The following is a 21,859-nucleotide window of genomic DNA, read 5'->3' as shown; positions in this document are numbered from 1 at the left end:
AAAATTATAACAATTTATACATTATGTTATATTATATAAATATAAGGGTTTTATGCAACAAAAAAGATTAATAATAGTAGAATCACCAACAAAAGCAACAACAATAAAAAAATATCTGGACAGCTCATTTTCAGTAGAGGCTTGTATAGGTCATATAAGAGACTTACCAAACAGCGCCAAAGAAATACCAGAAGAATATAAAAAATTTGAATGGGCAAATCTATCGATAGATTACCAAAATGATTTTAAGCCACTCTATATTATTCCAAGTAATAAAAAAATGATTATTGAAAAACTTAAAAAACTCATAAAAGAACAAGATGAAATATATCTTGCAACCGACCAAGACAGAGAAGGCGAAACAATAGCATTTCACTTAAAAGAAGTATTACAAATCAAAAATTACAAAAGAATGGTATTTCACGAAATTACAAAAAGTGCAATAATTGACTCACTAAATAATACAAGAGAAATTAATATGAATTTAGTTAATGCTGGTGAAACAAGAAGAATACTCGATAGACTTTATGGATATACTATCTCCCCTTTACTTTGGAAAAAGATTGCCTATGGTCTTTCTGCTGGCAGAGTACAATCTGTAGGACTTCAATTAATTATAGAAAAAGAAAAGTCAAGAATAAATTTTAAAAAAGCCAACTATTACTCAATTACACTTGAATGTAAACATAACAAAAATAATATGCAACTTAAACCAACATTAGAAAAAATTGACAATAAAAATGTAGCCGAAAGTAAAGACTTTGAAAATGATACAGGAAATTTACATGATCCTAATAAAATAATACTTATAGACAAAATATTAATGAATTCAATCACAAATGAGCTCAAACAAATAAACAATATAGAAGTAATTTCAATTGAAACAAAAGAAATAAAACTTACTCCTCCAAAGCCATTCATAACATCATCACTACAACAAGAAATAAACAGACGATTAAAAATAGGAACAAAACAAATTATGAGTTATGCACAAAAACTATATGAAAGCGGGTACATAACCTATATGAGAACAGATTCTTATGAGATTGCAAAAACTGCAAAAGAAAAAATAAAAAACATTATAAGACAAAAATATGGAGAAGAATATATAGAAAAAAATGATAGAATGTATACCAAGGCTAAAATGGCTCAAGATGCACATGAAGCAATCAGGCCTTCTGAAATGTTCACTCCTCCTGAACAAATACAAATTGAAAGCGAAACAGCTAAAGAGATGTATAAAATAATATGGGATAGAACCATTGAATCTTGTATGAAAGATGCAATAAAAAAAATAGGAAAAATAAAATTTAAATATAAAAATTTAACTTTCAAAGCAAATTTTACAAAACTTATTTTTGATGGCTTCTTGAAGAATAATAAAGAATTTAATGAAGATAACACCATAGATTTTTCACTTATAAAAGAAGGAGATAAATTCATTATACTGAATATAAAACCAGAACAACATGAAACAAAACCCCCATTAAGATACACAGAAGCATCACTTGTACAAAAACTTGAAAAAGAAGGAATAGGTCGTCCTTCAACTTATGCAACAATAATATCAACACTATTTGAGAGAGAATATGTATTTAAACAAAATAACACATTAATACCAACAATAAAAGGAGCTGCCGTCATAAATCTTTTAAAAAAATATTTTCCAGTACTAATTGAATTGCAATTTACATCTAATATGGAAGAAAATCTAGACAAAATTGCAATAGGCAAATTAGATAAAATACAATATCTAAATGCATTTTATAATGGAAAAGAAGGTCTCAAAAACACAGTAAGTAAAATAGAACCTATTATTAGCCCTGAAGAATTTAGAATGGTATATGAATATAATAATGACAAACAATTTAATTATAAAATCAATATTGGAAAATTCGGGCCATACTTAATTTTTAATGGCAATAATTACGCAATTAATTTAACAACACCCCTAGAAAATTTGTATAAAAAAGATGAAATACAAAAAATAATAACAGAAAAAGAAATACAACCTAATATATTAGGAGTTGATCCTGCAACAGGACTTAATGTAATATATAAAAATTCAAAATATGGAGGAATTATCCAACTCGGCGAAGACACTTATGAACCACAAGGATTTACAAAAACAGGCAAACCAAAAAAACCTAAAATCATTAAAGCTAAAAAAGTTTCAACAAAAAACATCGAATATGAAAATATCACGCTAGAACTTGCTCTACAATTACTCTCTCTTCCAAAAATAATAGGCAAATATCCAAAAACCAATGAAAAAATAATTGCTACTACAGGAATCTTTGGAGACTATATTAAAACTGAAAACGATAGCATAATATGTCCACTAAAAAAAGACATGAAAGCATATAAAATAACACTAGAAGAATCAATTAAATTACTAAACACAAAACTAGAAAAAAACGGAATTATTGTAAAAATAATATCTCTATCGAAAAACAAAATTGGAAATAAAATCTATATTTACAAACAAAATGATAAATTTTATGCTAAAATTAAAAGGAAAAAGGTTGATTTGCCTACTAATATTGACCTTAATCAAATAGATGCAACTTATGTTTTTGGACTAATGTAGGATATGAATGATTTTGGGCTTCCCATTTACAAATATAAAGATGACTTAATTAAAAAATTAAGCACGAATAGTGTCTTGATAGTAGAAAGTCCAACAGGAAGTGGAAAAACTACACAAATACCAAGAATAATATATGAAGCAGGGCTTGCAAAACTTGGCAAAATCGGTGTCACACAACCAAGAAGGATAGCCACAATATCAATAGCAGAATACATTGCAAAACATATTGGCGTAAACCTTGGAGAAGAAGTAGGTTATAAAATAAGGTTCCAAGAAGTCATAAGCCCTAAAACAAAGATTAAATTAATGACTGACGGGGTCTTATTACAAGAACTCAAAAAAGACACATTACTTTATGAATATGACGTCATAATAATAGACGAGGCTCATGAGAGAAGCCTAAATATAGATTTTATATTAGGGCTTCTTAAAGATATATTAAATAAAAGAAATGATTTTAAAGTCATAATTTCATCAGCGACAATAAATACAAAAATATTTTCAAAATACTTTAACAATGCTCCAATACTTAGCATAGAAACGATTACTTATCCTGTACAAATAATTTATAATCCACCACTACTCAATACATCAAAATCAATGATACTCAAAATAAAAGAAATCATTGCTGGAATAATCAAAGAAAAAAAAGAAGGAGACATTCTTATATTTCTATCTGGAGAGAAAGAAATAAAAGAAACAATAAAAGAGATTCATGCATTAAACCTCAAAAAAGATTTAATAATATTACCATTATATGGTCGTATGGCAAAAGAAGCACAAGAACAAATATTTATGCCTACACCAAAAAATAAAAGAAAAATTATAGTATCAACAAACATAGCAGAAACATCAATTACAATTGAAAATATTAAAATAGTAATTGATAGCGGTAAAGTTAAAACAAATAGATTCCAGATGAAAACTCATACCTACTCATTACAAGAAGTCCCTATTTCAAAATCATCTGCAACACAAAGAGCAGGAAGAGCAGGAAGGCTTTCAAAAGGTACATGTTACAGATTATACAAACGAGATGATTATCAATTAAGAGATGAATATCAAAAAGAAGAAATATACAGAACTGATCTCTCCGAAGTAATATTGAGAATAGCAGATATTGGTATTAAAAATTTTACGAAATTTGACTTTATTTCTAAACCCTCAATCAAATCTATCCAAACAGCAAGTGATATACTAAAATCTCTAGATGCAATAAATGAAAAAAATGAACTTACAGAAATTGGTAAATACATGATAATCTTTCCCTTAATACCAATACACTCAAGGGCTTTAGTTGAAGCAATGATGCACTACCAACAAGCAATATATCCAACAACAATTGGTTTATCATTTCTATCAACAAGTGGAGTATTTTTACTACCTCAAAATGAAGAAATCGAAGCCAGACAAGCTCATCTTAAATACAAAAATCCCCTAGGAGATTTAATAGGATTTATTAATATATTTGAAGATTATAGAAAAGCCATTAACAAAGAAGACTTTGCAAAAGAAAATTATTTAGATTTACAAGGACTTGAAGAAATTAATAATGTACAAAGGCAACTTGAAAATATTGTAAGCAGTTTTGATATACCAATTGTACATAAAAACGAAATTGATCACGAAGGATACTTAAAATCAATAATGAGAGGAATGAAAGATTATATTTGTTTTAAAACTTCAAAAAACAAATACAAAACAATAAAAGCTCAAAACGTAGTAATTCATCCTGGTTCACTTATTAACACAGATTCAGTAAAATACTTCGTAGCAGGAGAAATTATAGAAACTAGTAAAAGATATGCTAGGGCAATTGGAGTACTTAAAAAAGAATGGCTTAATAATATCCAATTCGAAGAAAATAAAAACACTCCTCAAAAAGAAACCAAGCAATCACATCATTCTCACAAAAATAATATAGTACACAAGGAAAAGAAGGATTCACTAAAAAAAGAAATAACAATTGGAGGAAAAAAATTTTATTTTCAAAATGAATACAAAAATCAATTAACATTTAGCTTAAAAGAAATTAAACAATTAATTTCAAAAGGTTTAAAAAATGAAGAAGAAAAAGCAATAAAAAATGTCCTTGCAAAATTAACATATGAAAATTTAATAATATTCAAAAATAAAAAATTAATAGAAATAATGCGTATAGTGAATGGTATGGAAACGAGCTGGACACTGCTTAAAACATACGAAAACACAAATGTTAATATAAACGAAATTGACAAAATAAAAAACATCTTAGAATGTACTATGAACTTCATTCAACATCCCAATAAAAAATCTGTTCTTTTTTTATCACTAAGAAGCGATTATTCTGATAACTTTTGGTTAAAACCTCAAAAAAGCTTTATAGTAGCAATTGAAGAATCAATGGATAGTATTAAAAGCTTAATTGACAACCAAGACAGTATTACAAAACTAGTTTCTATCAAAAAAACAATAAATAAAGTTTATAAAAAATTAAATTTCTTTTTTTAAAAAAAAAGTAAATAAATATTATTTAAGCTAGAATCATATTGAAAGTTGATCTACACTATAACTAACAAATAACATATTCATGGGGGGTAATATGCATAATTTAATGAAAAATATGCAAAATCTTGGAAAAGCACTACAAACTCCTGCTGCTGTTTTACCAATTGCTGGTCTTTTACTCGGATTTGGATATCTTATAATATCTCTTACACAACCTTTTGAAATACTCGGAAAAATTGGCAAATTAATGGAACAATCAGGTAGCGCTATTCTTGGCAACTTACCAATATTATTTGCAATTGGAACTGGAATGGGGTTATCTAAAAATAACAAAGCAGCTGCAGCACTAGGAGGAGCCGTAGGATATCTAATTTTAAACGCAGGATTATCTACATTTACAATAATTATCAATGAAAAAACCGAGCCTGTTAACATGTCTGTATTAGGAGGTATCATTACAGGAATAAGTTCAGCTATGCTTAGCGACAAAGTAGTAGATTATAAAATACCACAATTTTTAGGATTTTTTTCAGGACAAAGACTAGTACCAATAGCAAATGGGATCTTTGCTGTAATATTTGCTATAGTATTTGGCTTTTTATGGGCACCAATACAAATAACCATTAATCAAATTGGAATATGGATGATAGAAGCTGGAAATTTGGGATTATTTGTATTTGGATTCTTAAATAGATTGCTCATAATAACAGGATTACATCAACTCTTAAATACATTGGTATATTTTGTATTTGGAGAATATACCACAAGTGAGGGAAATATAGTACAAGGAGAAATTACAAGATATTTAAATGGAGATCCAACAGCTGGAGGATTCACATCAGGAATGTATCCAATAATGTTATTTGGACTACCAGGTGCAGCTCTTGCAATGTACTTAACAGCTAAAAAAGAACGCAGACAAGAAATAGGAGGTATCCTGCTCTCAGCATCACTAACCTCATTTTTAACAGGCATTACAGAACCAATAGAATATACATTCATGTTAATAGCACCACTGCTTTACCTAATACATGCTATTTTAACTGGAATATCATTAATCATTACTAATATATTTGGAATACGCATAGCATTTGCACTCTCAGCAGGAATCATCGATTATTTTTTAATGTTCCCAAAATCAACGAATGCACTATTAATACTTCCAATAGGACTGACAATTGGTATCATTTACTTCACCATATTTTTCACACTAATTAAAGCATTTCAAATAAAAACCCCTGGCCGTGAAGATGATATTAATCAACAAACTTTTAAACATATTCACAATCTATCTCAAAATGATACTTTTGAGGCAATAATTCAAGCTCTTGGAGGCACTAACAATATAATAAATATAGATTCATGTTTCACACGACTCAGAGTAGACGTAAAATCTCCCGAATTAGTAAATCAAGATTTAATGCATAATCTTGGAGCCACTGGAACAATTATCACATCAGGAAATCAGGCTCAAATAATATTTGGTGCAAAATCTGAACAAATTGCAAATTACATAAAATCTAAAATTTAAAAAATAAAAAATACAAAGAAAGAAATATAAATTTTATTTTTTTCTTTGTATTCCTACTAAAAAGTATATGATGCTTAGGATAAAATCAAATGTCTTTAACATTATCTAAAATATTATTAACTTTATTACTAACTAACCCTCTTGCTCAAACAAATAACACAGACAAAAATAATTTTGAAAAATTATATAAACTATACATGTTATATGACTTAAATAATAATCTACCAAAAGAACTTGAGACCATAAATGCAATCAAAAGTTTAAACTTAGAATATTATTATTTACTTATGGCCAAATATCTACTTAAAATCAAAAAATATGAAGAAGCAAATAATTTTTTAAAAAAATTGCAAACACCTAAAGACCAAAATACAAAAAATGCAATTCTGATATTAAAACTAAAACTTAATGAAGAAAACATAAGTGAAGAAGACATTAATGATCTTTTACAAAAAAATAAAGAAATAGATATAAAAATTATTTACTTGTTATATAAAATAACAAAAATAAAAAATGACAAAATATCTTTAAAATTAAAAAATATAATATTAAGAAACTATCCTAAAAGTATTTATTCTTATAAAATAAAGAGAAATGAATAAAATAATACCATTTATAATAACATTAATTTTACCATTCAATACACTATTATCACAAAAATTACCTTATCCAAATAACTTACAACCAAAATATGAAATAATTAAAGGATCATTTCAAGAAAGTAACTATGTTATTGTTAAGATTAAAAACAAAGATTTAAAGTTTATAATATCAAAACCTATTTATGATAAAAAAATGAATAATTATTATTTTAAAGGAGAAACAACAAGTCAATTCTTAATTTCTAATAAAGTAGATATTGCCATCAATACTAGTCCATATACAATTAAAGGAACTATGTTTTATCCCAATGGTATATATATATATAATAAAAAACTAATCTCTCCAGCAAAAAAAGATCAGGGTATCATTATAATAAAAAACAATCAAATCATATTAAACCCCAAACACAATGAAATTAAAAATTCTGATTACGGTTTTGGTGGCTTTTTTTCATTAATCAAAAATGGAAAATATACTAAAAATTTCAAAGAAAATAAACATCCAAGAACAATAATAGGTACTGACAACGAAAATAAGCACTTATATCTAATCACAGTAGAAGGAAGAGGCACTAATAATAGCAAAGGAATTTCATTAAATGAAGCAATAGATTTATCATTAAGTTATGGCGTTACCAATTCTATTAATCTAGATGGTGGTGGCTCAAGTACACTTGTAACAAAAGTTGATAACCTTCCTCATAAACTAAATACCACATCCAATCTTTTTGGACAAGAAAGAATAGTACCTTGTCACTTAGGAATAAAACTACCTAATTTAAAAACTTCCAACCAACATTAACTCCAAAAGTAATTTCGGTAGTCAAGCAAGAAACACTTCCCGAAGAAAAAGAAGTAGGTGAAATTGAAAGTATAAATAAAGGTCTAATATACAAACCTTTAACTTCAGGAATAAAGAGATCTGTAGCAAATCCCAAAGATACAAATACCAAATTTTGTCTTATAGAACTTAAATCAATCGTATATTTAATTCCAATAAGAGGAAATAATGTTCTAACATATTCTTTAAATACAATAGGATAAATTCCATAAAATCCAAAAGAAAAATATCTACTATGATGACTAACCAAAAAAGCATCTTTATAAGAGATATCAAAAATAACATAATTAGCATCAAAGTATAAATTGAAATTTATCCCATTATCTATTCTACTATCATTTTCTAACAACATATCCTTATTACTTTTGCTAGTATAATTAGTAAATTGATAAGAAAAACCCCCTCCAAAAGACAATGGATATGCAAATATTAAATCACCCAAAGGAAAAAATAAAAATAACAAAAAAACATATTTTTTCATTGATAATCCTTAAACTTTCTAAAAAAACATTATATTATTATATATAGTTGTATATCAAGAATATCTATAATAATATTATGAAAATAAAATTATTGCCCTTAATTATATTTTTTTTAACATGTAAAACAAAACCAGAAGTTTATTTAACAAAAGAATTTAAATTGCCAAAAAGCAGCATCCTAGGCTTTCCCCAAAAAGTAGGAATCATAACAAGAAATTATACCATTTTAAATAATACAATTCAAACACAAAACACCAATTATGATTATCTAACAATAATTAGAAAAGATGAAATAGTTAGAATTGAAAAAATCATGCAAGATACAGAACAGCATGGCATTAAAGGAAAATGGGTATTAGCGACCTATAAAGGAAACAAGGGATACATCTTTAGCAAAGATATCAACATAATAGATAATATAATTATTGAATAAACTAATCACATAAAGATGTTAGTTTTTTAACTAACATCTTTATTATTTATTTTTCTTTTTATGTCTATTCTTTCTTCTTTTTTTCTTTCGCTTATGAGTAGATATTTTTTTTAATTTTCTTTTTCTTCCACAAGGCACGTCTCATATCTCCTTATTCAACAAAAATTAAATCCAAAATGTCCTGTAAATCATCATCTGGATGAAACCATAAAACATTAGGAAGTTTATTAAAAAAAGTCATTTGCCTTTTTACATACAAAAATGAATTCTTAACTATCAGGTTGATTATATCATTTAATACATAACAAGGTCTACTCTTCCACAATAAAAATTCACGATATCCTATTCCTTTAAAAGCTGGTGTTTTCTCATCATATCCTTTTCCCAATAAGCTTTTAATCTCATCAAGCAATCCACAATCAATCATATTGTTCACTCTAGAGATTATTCTAGATTTCATCTCGTCCATAGGTCTTTTCAACCCAATAGCTAGAATATTTTCAAACATATCCTCTCTTTGTAAAAATTGACTAATTGGAATACCTGTTTGATAATAAACTTCAAGGGATCTCTTCATTCTATAAATATCATTGTGATTAACTGATTCATACCGTTTAAAATCAACTCTCTTAAGTTCCTCCAAAAGACAATCTTTACCCATTGTAATAAAAAGGTTATTAACATAAAGTCTCACTTTTTCAGAAACAGGTGGTGTACTGGGTAATCCATATTTCAAATGTTTAAAATAAAAAGCCGATCCCCCTACAAATATAGGTATTTTTTTTTGCTCTCTTAAAGTTTCTATTATTTTGCATGCTTCCTTATAAAAGATTCCAAGATTATACTCATAAATAGGTTCTAAAAAATCAACTAAATGATGTCTTATATGAGACCTCAATTCTATGCTCGGCTTACAAGAGGCAATATCAAATTCTTTATAAACTTGAATAGAATCAACGCTAATTACTTCTGCCACACCTTTTGGAAAGTGAAAGAGAATATCACTTTTACCTACAGCTGTAGGACCAAATATAAAAACTATTTTATTTGTCTTCAATTGAATATAAAAATCGCTTAGCAAAAATATCATTAAAAGCTTGACTGACAACCCTTTCATCAGCAATACTATGTTCTGCTAAAGAAATCTGTTCAATAATCTGATCTGTACGCACTATTACAGCCATCACAAGCTCATAATAATTCCCATCAAAATCTTGTATTTTTTTTAACGGAATTTTCATTACCTTAAAAAACCTCCTTAATTTATTTAACATATAAATTTCTTTTCTCTATTTCATTTTTTATCAACTCAAAAACTTTATTTGCAGATTGATCTGTAGTATCAACTATAAAATCAGCTACATCTAAATAATTATCAATATTTATATTATACACAGATAAATATCTCTTAGAATCATTAAAATCTCTATTAAAAGTACTAACCAAAATATCAGAATACATACCACCTTCTCTATTTATGATTCTTTCTGCCCTAATTTCTATCTTAGCATAAAGATATATTTTTAAATCGGCATCTTTTGAAAGCCAAATAGCAAGACGAGACGCAAGAATTGTATTATCTTTTTTTGATAGTTTTAATAATTTATTGTCAAGATATTCATCCCAATAATAATCATTTCTGCCCATGATTTCTTTCTCATAAAATGTATCAAAGGGTATATTTTTTTCCCTAGCAATATCATGAAAGGTATAATTAATGAGCTTTAAACCATAATATTTTGCAAGCATACTACTAACAGTTGTATTTCCACAACCACTTTTGCTAGAAATGGCTATTCTCATTCAATATTCCTCAAATGTTCCTTTATTTTTTCTAAATTTAATTTCATCTTTAAAACTAAATTTCTAATATCAAGATCAATTGCTTTATTACTCATAGTTGTAACTTCTCTATGCATCTCCTGAGCAATAAATTCTAAAACCTTCCCACATACCTCATGTTCAAGATTTCTATAAAAATTATTTATATGTGAATATAATCTTACTATTTCTTCATTAATATCTAATCGAATTGCCATTTTAGCAGCCTCTTCTGCAACATTGACATCACTAAAATCATCCATCAATTTTAATAGATTCTCCTTAATACTTGAAAAAAGTTTATTATTTATACTATCATGAGATTTTTTTAATAACTCTAAATCTTTCTCTATTAATACAAGCATTGAAATTACATCTTGTTTAATATTTTCACCTTCAAAAATTCTACTCTTATCATAATTCAATAACGTCTCTCTCAAGACTTCTTTAAAAACATCATAAATTAATGACTGATCAACACCTACATCATCAACAACTAAAGCCCCTCGTAAAGACAAAAAATCACCAAGGCTCAACTCATCCTTAATATTTAAATTACTATTTTGCAATAAATTATCCCTAAGTCGAGTAATAGCCTCAACATAATGAGGGTTTAAATTGAAATTAACATTTGGCATTATCTCCTTATATCCTACATATAAGAAAACATTACCTCTCTTTACATAAGTTGCAATAAAATTTCTTATATCAAGTTCATAAGCATATAAAACTTCGGGCAATTTAAATTTAAATTCTAAAAATTTACCATTATAAGATTTCAAATTAACACTAAACATATAATTTGAAATAGCTTTTTCTAAGTGAAAAAATCCTGTCATACTTTTCATTTAAAACACCTTCATAAAAAATCATGCAATATAAAATTATCACCAGCTCCCATTGTAACAAATAAATCATTTCTCTTTAACAGGCCTTTTATAAAATCAACAGAATCACCCACCTCTGCAAAAAAATAAACATTCTCATTTAGCTCTCTTAAGGACAAAAACAAATCTCTAGAAAGTTTATTAGGATCAAAATCTTCTCTAACTGAAAGATATATATTATGCAAAATTAACACATCAACATTACTTAAAACCCTCACAAATTCATCAAAGAGAACCTTTGTTCTTGTAAATGTATGTGGCATAAAATCTAAAACAATACGTCTACCATTATAAAATTTTTTAAGTCCTAAAATAGTACTCTCAATTTCCTTTGGATGATGAGCATAATCATCAAGATATATAACACCATCTTTTTCCATAATAAATTCCATTCTTCTTTTAATGCCCATATACTCTTTAGCTACCATTTTTATTCTCTCATCAAAATTCCAAACTAATTTTTTATGCTCTTCTAAAAACAACTTCAAAGCCAAAAGTGCTACTGAAAAATTTAAAACATTATGAATTAAAGGAGTTTTAAGTTTAATATCAATACTTCCCAAAAAATCAAATTTTAAAAATTTATCTCTAATCTCAAAATGTTCAATTTTAAAATCAGACAGAGAATTAAATCCAACACTAAACACCCTAATATCTTCTCTTATAATCTTATTTTTAATATTAAACAAATTAAACTCATCAGCATTTATTATCAATATCCCATTTCTCTTTAAGTTATTGATATATTGCAAAAAAACATTTTCAACCTCTTCATAATTTTTAAAAAAATCAACATGTTCATAATCAATATTGGTTAAAACAATCATATCTGGCGAAAAAGACAAAAAATGTCCCTTATACTCACAAGTCTCTGCAATAAATACATTACTTTCCCCAACAAGACTAGACTTATCTTCTAAATTTTTAACACTAGAACCCAATATCAAATTAGGCTGCAATCCTAAATTATGAAATAAGATACCTAAAAATGCCGCTGTAGTGGTCTTACCATGAGAACCTGCAACTCCAATACTATAATATTTTTTAGAAATTTCGCCAATAACTTCAGGATAAGAAAGAACCGGAATACCAAGTTCATAGGCTTCTAATAAAATAGGCAAATTATCCTTATCATAAGCCGATGAATATATTAAAGCATCACAAGATCTATTATATATTTTTAGTGAAAATTCATAAATATTTTCATAATATGTTATATTCTTGCTCTTTAATATATCTTCGGTATGGAACTTTAAAGGAACGTCAACTCCTTCTATAAAATATCCCTTATCACTTAAAAAACAAGCAAGTGAACAAAGTCCAGAACCTTTAATTCCTACTAAAAATATATTTTTCAAATTATCCAAACCAATTTTCATCTTATTTGTCTAAATTACCTTTTTGCTCATAAAATCTATGTATAATAACATCAATACCAGATATATTAATTATTGTATACTTAAGTACATTATTAATAATATACTCTCTAAGCATTTCCGCATCATCAAGTAAATTACTTCCAAGTGGAATATCTAAAAAGAGCTTAAAATAATAACTTCCATGGCTTTTTTTTATTTTTAAATTATAAACAATATAATCTTTATTATATTCAGAAACACAATGTTCAATCACTTGTCTTACCGCATTTTTAGAAACAGATAAAATACCTCCCTCATCATGAAAATTAGGTTTTACAATAGAACGAACATAATTTCTTTTCTTTGACAAAAATCCTTTACGTTTAAAAAAAACTCGAATTGAATCCAACAATAAATTTGGCTTAATAGATGTTATCTCAAAAGCAGCTGCTGGAACAACATGTTCACCCATCTGTCTTGAAATTCTTGCCTTTTCTATTTCTTTTTTAGTAGAAATATCTGTTATATAAATAATCTTAGAAGAAGTTGGTAAAAAAAGCCTAGATGTTATTTTATCTATCATCCGAACACTTGTTCCCAATATTAATATTTTATTAAAATTTTCTTTACGAAGAGCTTCAACAATTTCATTCCTATGAACATCATCTTCAAAAATAGAACGCCTTATTGCATCAAACACATTATTTTCAAACTTAGCAGAAGTCCCAGCAATAATCTTCATGTTCTTAATTAAAACACCATCATCAATAATTAAAGGAATAGAATATTTATCTGCAATTAAATGTGACCTAAAACTTTTTCCAGTACCAGCAACACCTACTAAAGAATAAACCTTAATCTTTACAAATTTATGTTTAATAACAATTGAAATGTCTTTAATTGCACCTAAAGCATTTTTAAATGTGATCTTCTTAAATAAATTCTTTAAAGTCATAAACACCAAAAATACTATTTATCCGTTTCACAAAATCTGAACTAGGTTCAACAAAAAATTCATTTCTTAAAAAGAAAGAATGGTTAAAGTTTATCAAAAAAGAATGTAAAAAGTAATTATTTTTTTTAAATTTAGGATTATATTTCTTATCATCAATTAAAGCATGATTATTAAAAGCACACTGTGCTCTTATTTGATGCGTAAATCCTGTTTTAATTGACACTTCAGCAAGTGTTGCAAACTTAGACACCAAAAGTGGCTTAACAACAGTTATAGCATTAAATTTATTTATATTATTATTTAAATTATTCATAACAAAAGTCTTCTTTACAATTTTATCACGATACAAAAAGTTCTTATAAGTTAAAGATTTTCTAATTTCACCATCAAGTAAAGCCAAATACCTTTTGGTAACAATACCACTACTAAATGCCTTACTTAAAATCCTTGCAGAATCTATATTTTTTGCAAAAACAATAAGACCTGAAGTATTTCTATCCAACCTATGTACAGCAGAAGGCTTAAAACTAAGAGATGCAAGATTTTCATCTAAAAGATAAGCATTAATCAAAACATCAAGTGAATACCTATCTCCATGAACTAAAACCCCTTTTCTTTTATTAATTACAAGTAAATCCTTATCCTCATAGACTACTCTGCTCTCTACATCTCTTAATATATCGGTTTTATCTTTAATTACAACACCATTTAAATTTAAACCTTGAAGTAAAGGCCTATACAAATAAATTTTATCATCCTTTAAAACCCGTTGTGAAAAAGAAACCTTTAGATTATTTAAACGAATATCACCATTTCTAATATGCTTTATTACCTTTGATTTAGGAAGTTTTAAAAATTTTATTAAAACTACATCAAGTCTTTTACCATCGTCATTATTTAAAACATTAATAACATCATACTTCCCAACGCTCTTAACATCCCCAAACAACATACAACTAAATTTTACTACATTTTTTACAAATAAAATTAACTATCAAAAATGAACATATAGAAATAAAAAATGAAGGAACAATAGGATGAACATAATATATACTTGTTTTATCACAAAAAATTATCAACAAATAACTCAAAAGCCCTGTAAACTGAGAAATAAAAGCTGATATCTTACTTACAAAATTAAAATAAAGACCAAAAATAATAATAGAAAAAAATGAAACTTCTAAAGCTCCAATCGCAAAAATATTTATAAAAAACAAAAAATCAGGTGGGGTTAAAGATAACCAAACTATTATTGACATAAAACAAACATTAGAAATAATGGTAATTCTTTTAACTCCTATTTTATTTCCACGCTTGCTATTTAATAACAGTATTACCTTAACTAAAGTAGAAGACATTAAAAGAAGTCCTGAATCTATTGTAGACATTATAGCTGATACAAGTCCTACAAAAAAAAATATAAATACATTGGGATTTAATACTTTTAATGCTATATCCAAAATAACCTTATCATTTGCCGCTAAGTTAGGAAAAATAACAAGTGAAAAAAAACCTATTAAATGCATAATAACAATTAAAAATCCTATCACAAAAGTAACAATAGGAAGAGAATGTCTAATTGTTTTTACATCTTTAAAGGCTATAAAATTATTAACAAATTGTGGCAATCCCAACACCCCAACTCCTATTAATATCCAAAAAGAAATTATATAGCCTATTTTTAAATCCAAATTTGATGGTAATAATAAATTCTCTCTAAGTCCTAACTGAGCCATCTTAAAAATATTGCCAATTCCATCGCCCAAATCAATTAATTTTGTAAATAATAACACAGATGATATGACCATTAAAATTCCCTGTATCAAATCCATATATGCTATCATCTTAAATCCACCAAAACACACATATAAAAAAACAAAGAGAGCAAAGTAAATAAGAGCATCAATATAATTAATTTGAAAAAAAACCTCTAAAAGTTTAGCTCCTCCCATAAGTTGAGCCGAAATTAAAAACAAAGAAAAAAAAATTAATATAACACTACTAATTACAACTAAAGAACGACTAAAATATCTATACCCAATGTAATCAATAATGTTTATAGCATTAATTTTTTTAGCATCCAAATTTAATTTCTCCCCAACAATAACAAATGCAATTAAACTTGTAGGAATTTGAATAACTGCTAAGAATATAAAAGACAATCCATATCTATAAACAGCCGAAGGGCCTGAAATAAAACTGCTAGCACTAACATAACTAGATGCAACAACCAAGGCCATTACAAAAAAATTTAAACCTCGATTTGCAAGAAAGTAATCACGTAAAAATACTTTTTCCTCTTTTTTCCCTCGAAACAAAAAACCATACAAACAATATAAAACTAAAAAAACAAAAAATAAAACACATGCCTTAGTCATTTCTAAAAACAATTACAAAAATACACACCAATAAAAAACTAAGAATAGGAAAAAAAATACATGATAATAAAAACCAAATAGGAATATTAAATATAGAAATAAAAAAATAAGATAAACAAAATGCAATACACCACCAGACAAACAAAAATAAATATATGACACTTGCAAAAAATACTTTATTTATCAATAAAAAATCCTTTTAAAAATATTAAATACAATTATATAATATTTTATAAAATAAATATGAAAAAACACAAAAACATATTAGTAGGAGTATGCGGGGGAATCGCAGCTTATAAATCAGCTTATATTATCTCAAATCTCATTAAAATGGGATATAACGTTAAGGTTATAATGACAGAAAATTCAACTAAATTCATTACACCCCTAACACTCGAAACTCTTTCTAAAAGCAAAGTTATTACAAACCTGTGGAATACCAATCATGAAGAAGTAGAACACATAAACTTAGCAAGATGGGCTGATTTAATCTTAATTATTCCAGCAACATATAATTTTATTTCTAAAATTGCAGCTGGAATTGCTGATGATATTTTAAGTATAGTATTATCCGCAAGTAAAGCACCAACTTACTTCGCAATAGCAATGAACAACATAATGTATCAAAATCCCATCTTACAAGAAAACATTAAAAAATTACAAAAATACAATTACAAATTTATTGAACCCGATAAAGGTTTTTTGGCATGTTCTTTAAATGCTATTGGACGCCTTAAAAATGAAAATGATATTTTAAGTATCATATCAAATTCACTCATGACAAAATTACCATTAAAAAACAAAAGAATATTAATAACTGCTTCAAGAACCGAAGAAGCATTAGATCCTATTCGTTATTTTTCCAATAAATCAACAGGACAAATGGGTTTCAATATAGGTATTGAAGCACAAAATCTTGGAGCCAATGTTACAATCATTACAGGACCAAGTAATGAAGAAACACCTTATGGAATAAACGTTATTAGAATAAAAACAGCAGCAGAAATGTACAAAGAAACAATAAACATATACAAAAAATTTGACATAATAATTGGTGCCGCAGCTGTCGCAGACTTTAGACCTGATAAAATTTATAAAACTAAAATTGAAAAAAATAATATGGAAGAACTTAATATTAAATTGGTCAAAAACTTAGACATAATTGAACACATAGGAAAAAACAAAACTAAAAACCAAATTGTCATCGGATTTTGCGCTCAAAAAGATGAAATTCTAATAAAAAAAGCCAGAGAAAAATTAGAAACAAAAAATTTAGACTATATTATTGCAAATGACTTAAAATATTTTGGATCAAATGTAAATAAAATTTACATAATAAATAAAGATCAAGTTAAAAAATTTCCAGAAATGTCAAAAAAAGAAACAGCAATAGAAATCTTAAAAATTTTATATCAATAATTTACTAAAAGCTTTTTTAAATATTCTGAATTAGTTGTTTTTTTAATTTCTTTAAGTCTATCTGAAAGTAATGCTGATTTATTATAAACAGCACCCTTAATTGCAAGATTCATCAAATTAATATTTTGACTCTTAATAATTTTAGAATAAAAATCATCAAAATTACCCTTCTTAGATGAAAATAACATAGCAATATTTACAAGAAATTTTGAAGGTTTATCAATATTTTCTTTATTCAAAAGCTCTAACGCAAGAGAACGAGCAGAATATATATCTTTATCTAGAAGATAACTAAAAACAATAAACTTAAAGTTACTCTCAACAGAAAAATCAAACACTATTTTTTGTATAGCCTCATAACCAGAACCCATATCCACTAAAGCTTTACCAGAAGCTTCTCTAACTTTTGAAGAAGGATCACTTTTGATTTTATAAATTAACACCTCTTTTGAATCAATATCATTATGATCCTTAATAGCCTCAACAGCACGAATCCTAATATTTGCATCAGAATCTCTTAAAAAATCATGCAAAATATCTTTTGATTTTAAAGACACATCTCTTGAAAGTGCCTCTATAATAGCAAGCTTAATATTGTGATTATTATTATTATTTTGAAGATATAGATGGGCATTCTCTGTTATTTTCTCAGGAGCAAGATATGATAATGCTTTAATAGCTGAAGCCTTAATGGATGGATTTTCATAACTATCAATAGAAATTTCATAAAATCTGTCTGCATAATCAATAACATTAGATTTACCAAGAGCAATCAGTATTGCTGATTTAACACCATCATTATTAGAATACTTATCATAAACATTCATCATCTCCCTAGAATACTCAGGGGAAGAAAGTTCACCAAGATAATAAGCAGCAATAGCCACAATATTTCCTTCTTTATTTTCAAGAATATCAATAAGAGTTTTCTTTAAGTCATTCTTATCACCTAATTTCTTAAGGTATAAAATCGCCAAATTAATCAAATCATTAGGATATCTATTACTTTCATAATTATTAAGAATATCATTTGAAGCACCAATACCACCTGAATACTGAAGTGACAAAAATAAATCAAGAATTGCCCGTTTAAGATCAATATTAAAAGTTTTTTGTAATCTCTTTTCAAGTAAAGCATTGTATTCCCCATCCCCTGATTTTTTAAGACTATCAATAATTTCAATAACTTGAACATCAAGTCCATAGGAAATAACATCATTTACCTTCTTTATATTCAAGTCAATATCTCTAGAATTAGAATTTTTAGATGAATCACTATCTAGATCATATTTTATTTTATCTTCATTTATTTTAGTTTCAGGCCTTAAAGGTAACAAAGACCCACTTGACAATGATGGTGGCTTATTCACAGAAAAAACATTAATAACAATATAAAATAAAAGAATAAACCGTAAATATATCATGTAATATCCCTACTAATAAATTTAAAAACCCTAATAACACCAAGCAAATAATAACATAATATCAAAATAATAATGTTAACTATGCCTATAACACTTAATAAGTAAAAATTATTAAAACTAAATCCTATATCCCACTTCAAATTTTTTAAAAAAAAATAAAATAAATATAAAGGAATAATAGAAATAAACGACTTAATAAGAACTAATATAATGCTATGAAGTTCAAGATTTATGTCATGCCTCGACCCAATAAAATAAAAAATAACAATGCATATAATAAAAGAAACTGATTGTGCAATAGGCAAAACATTTATCGTTTGATAATACTTAATACCAAAAACTGAAATAATAATATCAATAACAGAAAAAATAAGATTAAAATATAATGGTATTTTGGAATTACGTATTGCAAAATAATATTTTTGAAATAGTCCAAAAATTGAGGAAAATAATAATCCTAATAAAAAATATTGCAGCACACTAACGGTCCTTTGAGTATCATATACAGAAAATTTACCACCCGTAAGTAATAAATTTAAAATAGGAGCAGCCCAAACATACATTAAAAACGACATTGGAACTAAAAGAAAAATTAACATATTAATTCCCTGATTAAAAATTGCATTTAAACGTTCTTTATCACCCAAAGAAGCATATTCAGACATCTTAGGAAAAATAACTGTAGCAATCGAGACATAAAAAATCCCCACAGGAAGCTGATAATAAACAATTGCATTACTTAAAACAGAAACACTTCCAATATCCAAGGTTGATGCTAGAGCAAATGAAACTTGCTGAGTAATAATTGCAAATAAGGCTGACAAAATCATATGTGACCATCTCTTTAAAAAGATTAAAAATGAAGAATCATTAAAGTTCAATATTGGTCTATATATAAGACCAATACAAATACAATTTATCATCTGAATTAAAAACTGTAAAATTCCACCAACAATAACCCCAATAACAGCACTATATATACCATATTGGCTATAAAACAAATATATACTTAATATAATGCTACAAGAAAGCATAACAGGAGCAAAAGACGGTATAAAAAAAACTTTATAAGAATTTAAAACCGATGCAAATATGGATGACAAACTTATTAGCAATATATAGAGTATTAAATAATTAAATATATAACTAGCTAAATCCAAATTACTATCTCTGTAAGAAGATACTAAATACATAATTTGTTTAGAAAAAAAAATCATAACACAAATAATAAAACTAATAGTTATAATATTAAAAGTGATCACCCGTCTAAAAAAAACAATAGCATGCCTATTAGATTTATGCTTTTCATGAGTAAATTCAGGCATAAAAGCTGAAGTCATAGCACCTTCAGAGATAATCTTTCTCAAATTATTGGGAATATTAAAAACATAATTAAAAATATCTGCTTCAATATTTGCCCCAAAATAATAAGAAAACACTTTTATCTTAATAAAACCCATTACACGAGAAAAAAAAATTGCAATCATCACAATAACTGTTGAAATAACATCTCTATTCATTCAAATTACCTTCATCATACTTATCCAAATAAAGCTTTCTAAATTTTGTAAAATTATCGTTCATAATTGCATTTCTAGCCTTGTGAATCAGTCTAAACATATAATTAATGTTGTGCTCACTAGCTAACATCACTCCAAGTGCTTCTTCTGACTTAAATAAATGCCTTAAATATCCCCTTGAATATCTCGTACATAAAGTACAAGAACATTCTTTCTCAACAGAACAAGTATCAAAACGAAATTCAGCTCGATTAATACGAAGTATCCCATTATCAGTCAAAAGTGAACCATGTCTAGCAATTCTTGTAGGATTAACACAATCAAAAATATCAATCCCATTATATATTGCATCTAATATATAATGAGGAGTCCCAATACCCATTACGTACTTTGGTTTATCTTTAGGTATTAGTGAAGAATTATATTCAAGAATTTCTAAATATATATCTCTTGGTTCCCCAACAGATATACCACCAATTGCAATACCAGGACTATTTAATTCCAAAATTGATTCAGTGCTTCTTTTCCTTAGATCTTTAAAAAAATTACCTTGTGTTATTAAAAATAAAAGACCCTCATATCCCTCTTTTCTATTTTTATAAGCACACAATGTACGACGAGCCCAAGAAGTTGTAATATTTGTATACAAACTTGCCTCATCATAATCAATACCATAAGGACTACAAATATCAAGAGCCATAATAATATCACTCTCAAAAGTCTCTTGCATACTAAATACACTCTCAGGCGTAAAATAGTGTCTAGAACCATCAATATGAGATTTAAAATCTACCCCTTCATCTTCAATTTTTCTAAAATTAGATAAAGAAAAAACTTGAAAACCTCCAGAATCTGTCAAAAAATTTTTATTCCAAGTTGTAAAATTATGCAAATTTCCATATTTTTTTATTACATCAATACCAGGTCTTAAATACAAGTGATAAGTATTTGCAAGCATTAAATTACACCCTAATTTTTCAAGCACATCATGCTTTAAAGCCTTCATGACACCCAAAGTACCAACCGGCATAAAACATGGTGTTGAAACATTCCCATGAGGAAGTTCAAGTATACCAAGCCTTGCATTAGAATTTTTATCATTTTTGATAATACTAAACATAAAATTCTTAA

19 protein-coding genes are annotated in these 21,859 nt (G+C 26.8%); 7 read left to right on the top strand and 12 right to left on the bottom strand.

Annotated features, from left to right (window positions below; all coding sequences use genetic code 11):
* Positions 1-52 precede the first annotated feature (52 nt).
* The 5 genes from topA to U880_RS0105210 all read left to right on the top strand — a co-directional run bounded on the left by topA (position 53) and on the right by U880_RS0105210 (position 8,012).
* Positions 53-2,590 carry a type I DNA topoisomerase gene (topA, locus tag U880_RS0105230; RefSeq protein ID WP_024655075.1) on the top strand — a complete coding sequence of 846 codons (2,538 nt, stop codon included), beginning with the start codon at positions 53-55 and terminating at the stop codon, positions 2,588-2,590.
* Positions 2,591-2,593: 3 nt separating this feature from the next.
* Positions 2,594-5,080, top strand: a complete 2,487-nt coding sequence (locus U880_RS0105225; RefSeq protein ID WP_024655074.1) for a helicase-related protein — start codon at positions 2,594-2,596, stop codon at positions 5,078-5,080.
* Positions 5,081-5,171: 91 nt separating this feature from the next.
* Positions 5,172-6,608, top strand: a complete 1,437-nt coding sequence (locus U880_RS0105220; protein WP_024655073.1) for a PTS transporter subunit EIIC — start codon at positions 5,172-5,174, stop codon at positions 6,606-6,608.
* Positions 6,609-6,697: 89 nt separating this feature from the next.
* Positions 6,698-7,210 carry a hypothetical protein gene (locus tag U880_RS0105215; protein WP_024655072.1) on the top strand — a complete coding sequence of 171 codons (513 nt, stop codon included), beginning with the start codon at positions 6,698-6,700 and terminating at the stop codon, positions 7,208-7,210.
* On the top strand, positions 7,203-8,012 hold the full coding sequence (locus U880_RS0105210; RefSeq protein ID WP_024655071.1) for a phosphodiester glycosidase family protein: 810 nt from the start codon (positions 7,203-7,205) through the stop codon (positions 8,010-8,012). The genes U880_RS0105215 and U880_RS0105210 overlap by 8 nt, the downstream gene beginning before the upstream one ends.
* Here U880_RS0105210 and U880_RS0105205 read toward each other — a convergent pair.
* Complete coding sequence (locus tag U880_RS0105205) at positions 7,984-8,532, bottom strand: TDE1717 family outer membrane beta-barrel protein (protein ID WP_024655070.1); 549 nt, start codon at positions 8,530-8,532, stop codon at positions 7,984-7,986. The genes U880_RS0105210 and U880_RS0105205 overlap by 29 nt on opposite strands.
* 77 nt (positions 8,533-8,609) lie before the next feature.
* Here U880_RS0105205 and U880_RS0105200 point away from each other — a divergent pair, with 77 nt between their 5' ends.
* Positions 8,610-8,966, top strand: coding sequence for a hypothetical protein (locus tag U880_RS0105200; RefSeq protein WP_024655069.1), 357 nt, complete (start codon positions 8,610-8,612; stop codon positions 8,964-8,966).
* A 151-nt stretch (positions 8,967-9,117) separates the two neighbouring features.
* Here U880_RS0105200 and miaA read toward each other — a convergent pair whose 3' ends face one another.
* Genes miaA through panF form a run of 8 tightly spaced genes read right to left on the bottom strand, consistent with a single transcriptional unit; the run spans position 9,118 to position 16,365 of the window.
* Positions 9,118-10,023 (bottom strand): tRNA (adenosine(37)-N6)-dimethylallyltransferase MiaA, encoded by a 906-nt coding sequence (gene miaA, locus U880_RS0105190; protein ID WP_024655068.1) that lies wholly within the window; start codon positions 10,021-10,023, stop codon positions 9,118-9,120.
* The gene (locus U880_RS0105185) at positions 10,010-10,207 is read right to left on the bottom strand and encodes a DNA-directed RNA polymerase subunit omega (RefSeq protein WP_014696633.1); all 198 of its coding nucleotides are present in this window, start codon (positions 10,205-10,207) and stop codon (positions 10,010-10,012) included. Before U880_RS0105185 ends, miaA begins: the two co-directional genes overlap by 14 nt.
* 22 nt (positions 10,208-10,229) lie before the next feature.
* Positions 10,230-10,769, bottom strand: a complete 540-nt coding sequence (gene cmk, locus U880_RS0105180) for a (d)CMP kinase (protein ID WP_024655067.1) — start codon at positions 10,767-10,769, stop codon at positions 10,230-10,232.
* Positions 10,766-11,635, bottom strand: coding sequence for a YicC/YloC family endoribonuclease (locus U880_RS0105175; RefSeq protein WP_024655066.1), 870 nt, complete (start codon positions 11,633-11,635; stop codon positions 10,766-10,768). The genes cmk and U880_RS0105175 overlap by 4 nt, the downstream gene beginning before the upstream one ends.
* An 11-nt stretch (positions 11,636-11,646) precedes the next feature.
* The gene (gene murC, locus U880_RS0105170; RefSeq protein WP_024655065.1) at positions 11,647-13,053 is read right to left on the bottom strand and encodes a UDP-N-acetylmuramate--L-alanine ligase; all 1,407 of its coding nucleotides are present in this window, start codon (positions 13,051-13,053) and stop codon (positions 11,647-11,649) included.
* Position 13,054: 1 nt separating this feature from the next.
* Positions 13,055-13,987 carry a hypothetical protein gene (locus U880_RS0105165; protein ID WP_038359259.1) on the bottom strand — a complete coding sequence of 311 codons (933 nt, stop codon included), beginning with the start codon at positions 13,985-13,987 and terminating at the stop codon, positions 13,055-13,057.
* Entirely contained in the window at positions 13,965-14,939 is a 975-nt protein-coding gene (locus U880_RS0105160) for an RluA family pseudouridine synthase (protein WP_024655063.1), read from the bottom strand. Before U880_RS0105160 ends, U880_RS0105165 begins: the two co-directional genes overlap by 23 nt.
* A gap of 4 nt (positions 14,940-14,943) precedes the next feature.
* Complete coding sequence (panF, locus tag U880_RS0105155) at positions 14,944-16,365, bottom strand: sodium/pantothenate symporter (RefSeq protein WP_024655062.1); 1,422 nt, start codon at positions 16,363-16,365, stop codon at positions 14,944-14,946.
* Positions 16,366-16,608: 243 nt separating this feature from the next.
* On the opposite strand from panF, the gene coaBC reads away from it, so the two are divergent.
* Complete coding sequence (coaBC, locus tag U880_RS0105145; RefSeq protein ID WP_024655060.1) at positions 16,609-17,784, top strand: bifunctional phosphopantothenoylcysteine decarboxylase/phosphopantothenate--cysteine ligase CoaBC; 1,176 nt, start codon at positions 16,609-16,611, stop codon at positions 17,782-17,784.
* Here the strand turns inward: coaBC and U880_RS0105140 are convergent.
* Genes U880_RS0105140 through tgt form a run of 3 tightly spaced genes read right to left on the bottom strand, consistent with a single transcriptional unit; the run spans position 17,778 to position 21,848 of the window.
* Entirely contained in the window at positions 17,778-19,208 is a 1,431-nt protein-coding gene (locus tag U880_RS0105140) for a HEAT repeat domain-containing protein (protein ID WP_024655059.1), read from the bottom strand. The genes coaBC and U880_RS0105140 overlap by 7 nt on opposite strands.
* Complete coding sequence (gene murJ, locus U880_RS0105135) at positions 19,205-20,728, bottom strand: murein biosynthesis integral membrane protein MurJ (RefSeq protein WP_024655058.1); 1,524 nt, start codon at positions 20,726-20,728, stop codon at positions 19,205-19,207. Before murJ ends, U880_RS0105140 begins: the two co-directional genes overlap by 4 nt.
* Complete coding sequence (gene tgt, locus U880_RS0105130; protein WP_024655057.1) at positions 20,721-21,848, bottom strand: tRNA guanosine(34) transglycosylase Tgt; 1,128 nt, start codon at positions 21,846-21,848, stop codon at positions 20,721-20,723. The genes murJ and tgt overlap by 8 nt, the downstream gene beginning before the upstream one ends.
* Between the last annotated feature and the right edge of the window lie 11 nt (positions 21,849-21,859).

The sequence above is a fragment of the Borrelia hispanica CRI genome (assembly GCF_000500065.1).
In the GTDB taxonomy this organism is placed as follows: Bacteria; Spirochaetota; Spirochaetia; order Borreliales; family Borreliaceae; genus Borrelia; species Borrelia hispanica.
This window is presented reverse-complemented; position numbering and strand designations above follow the sequence as displayed.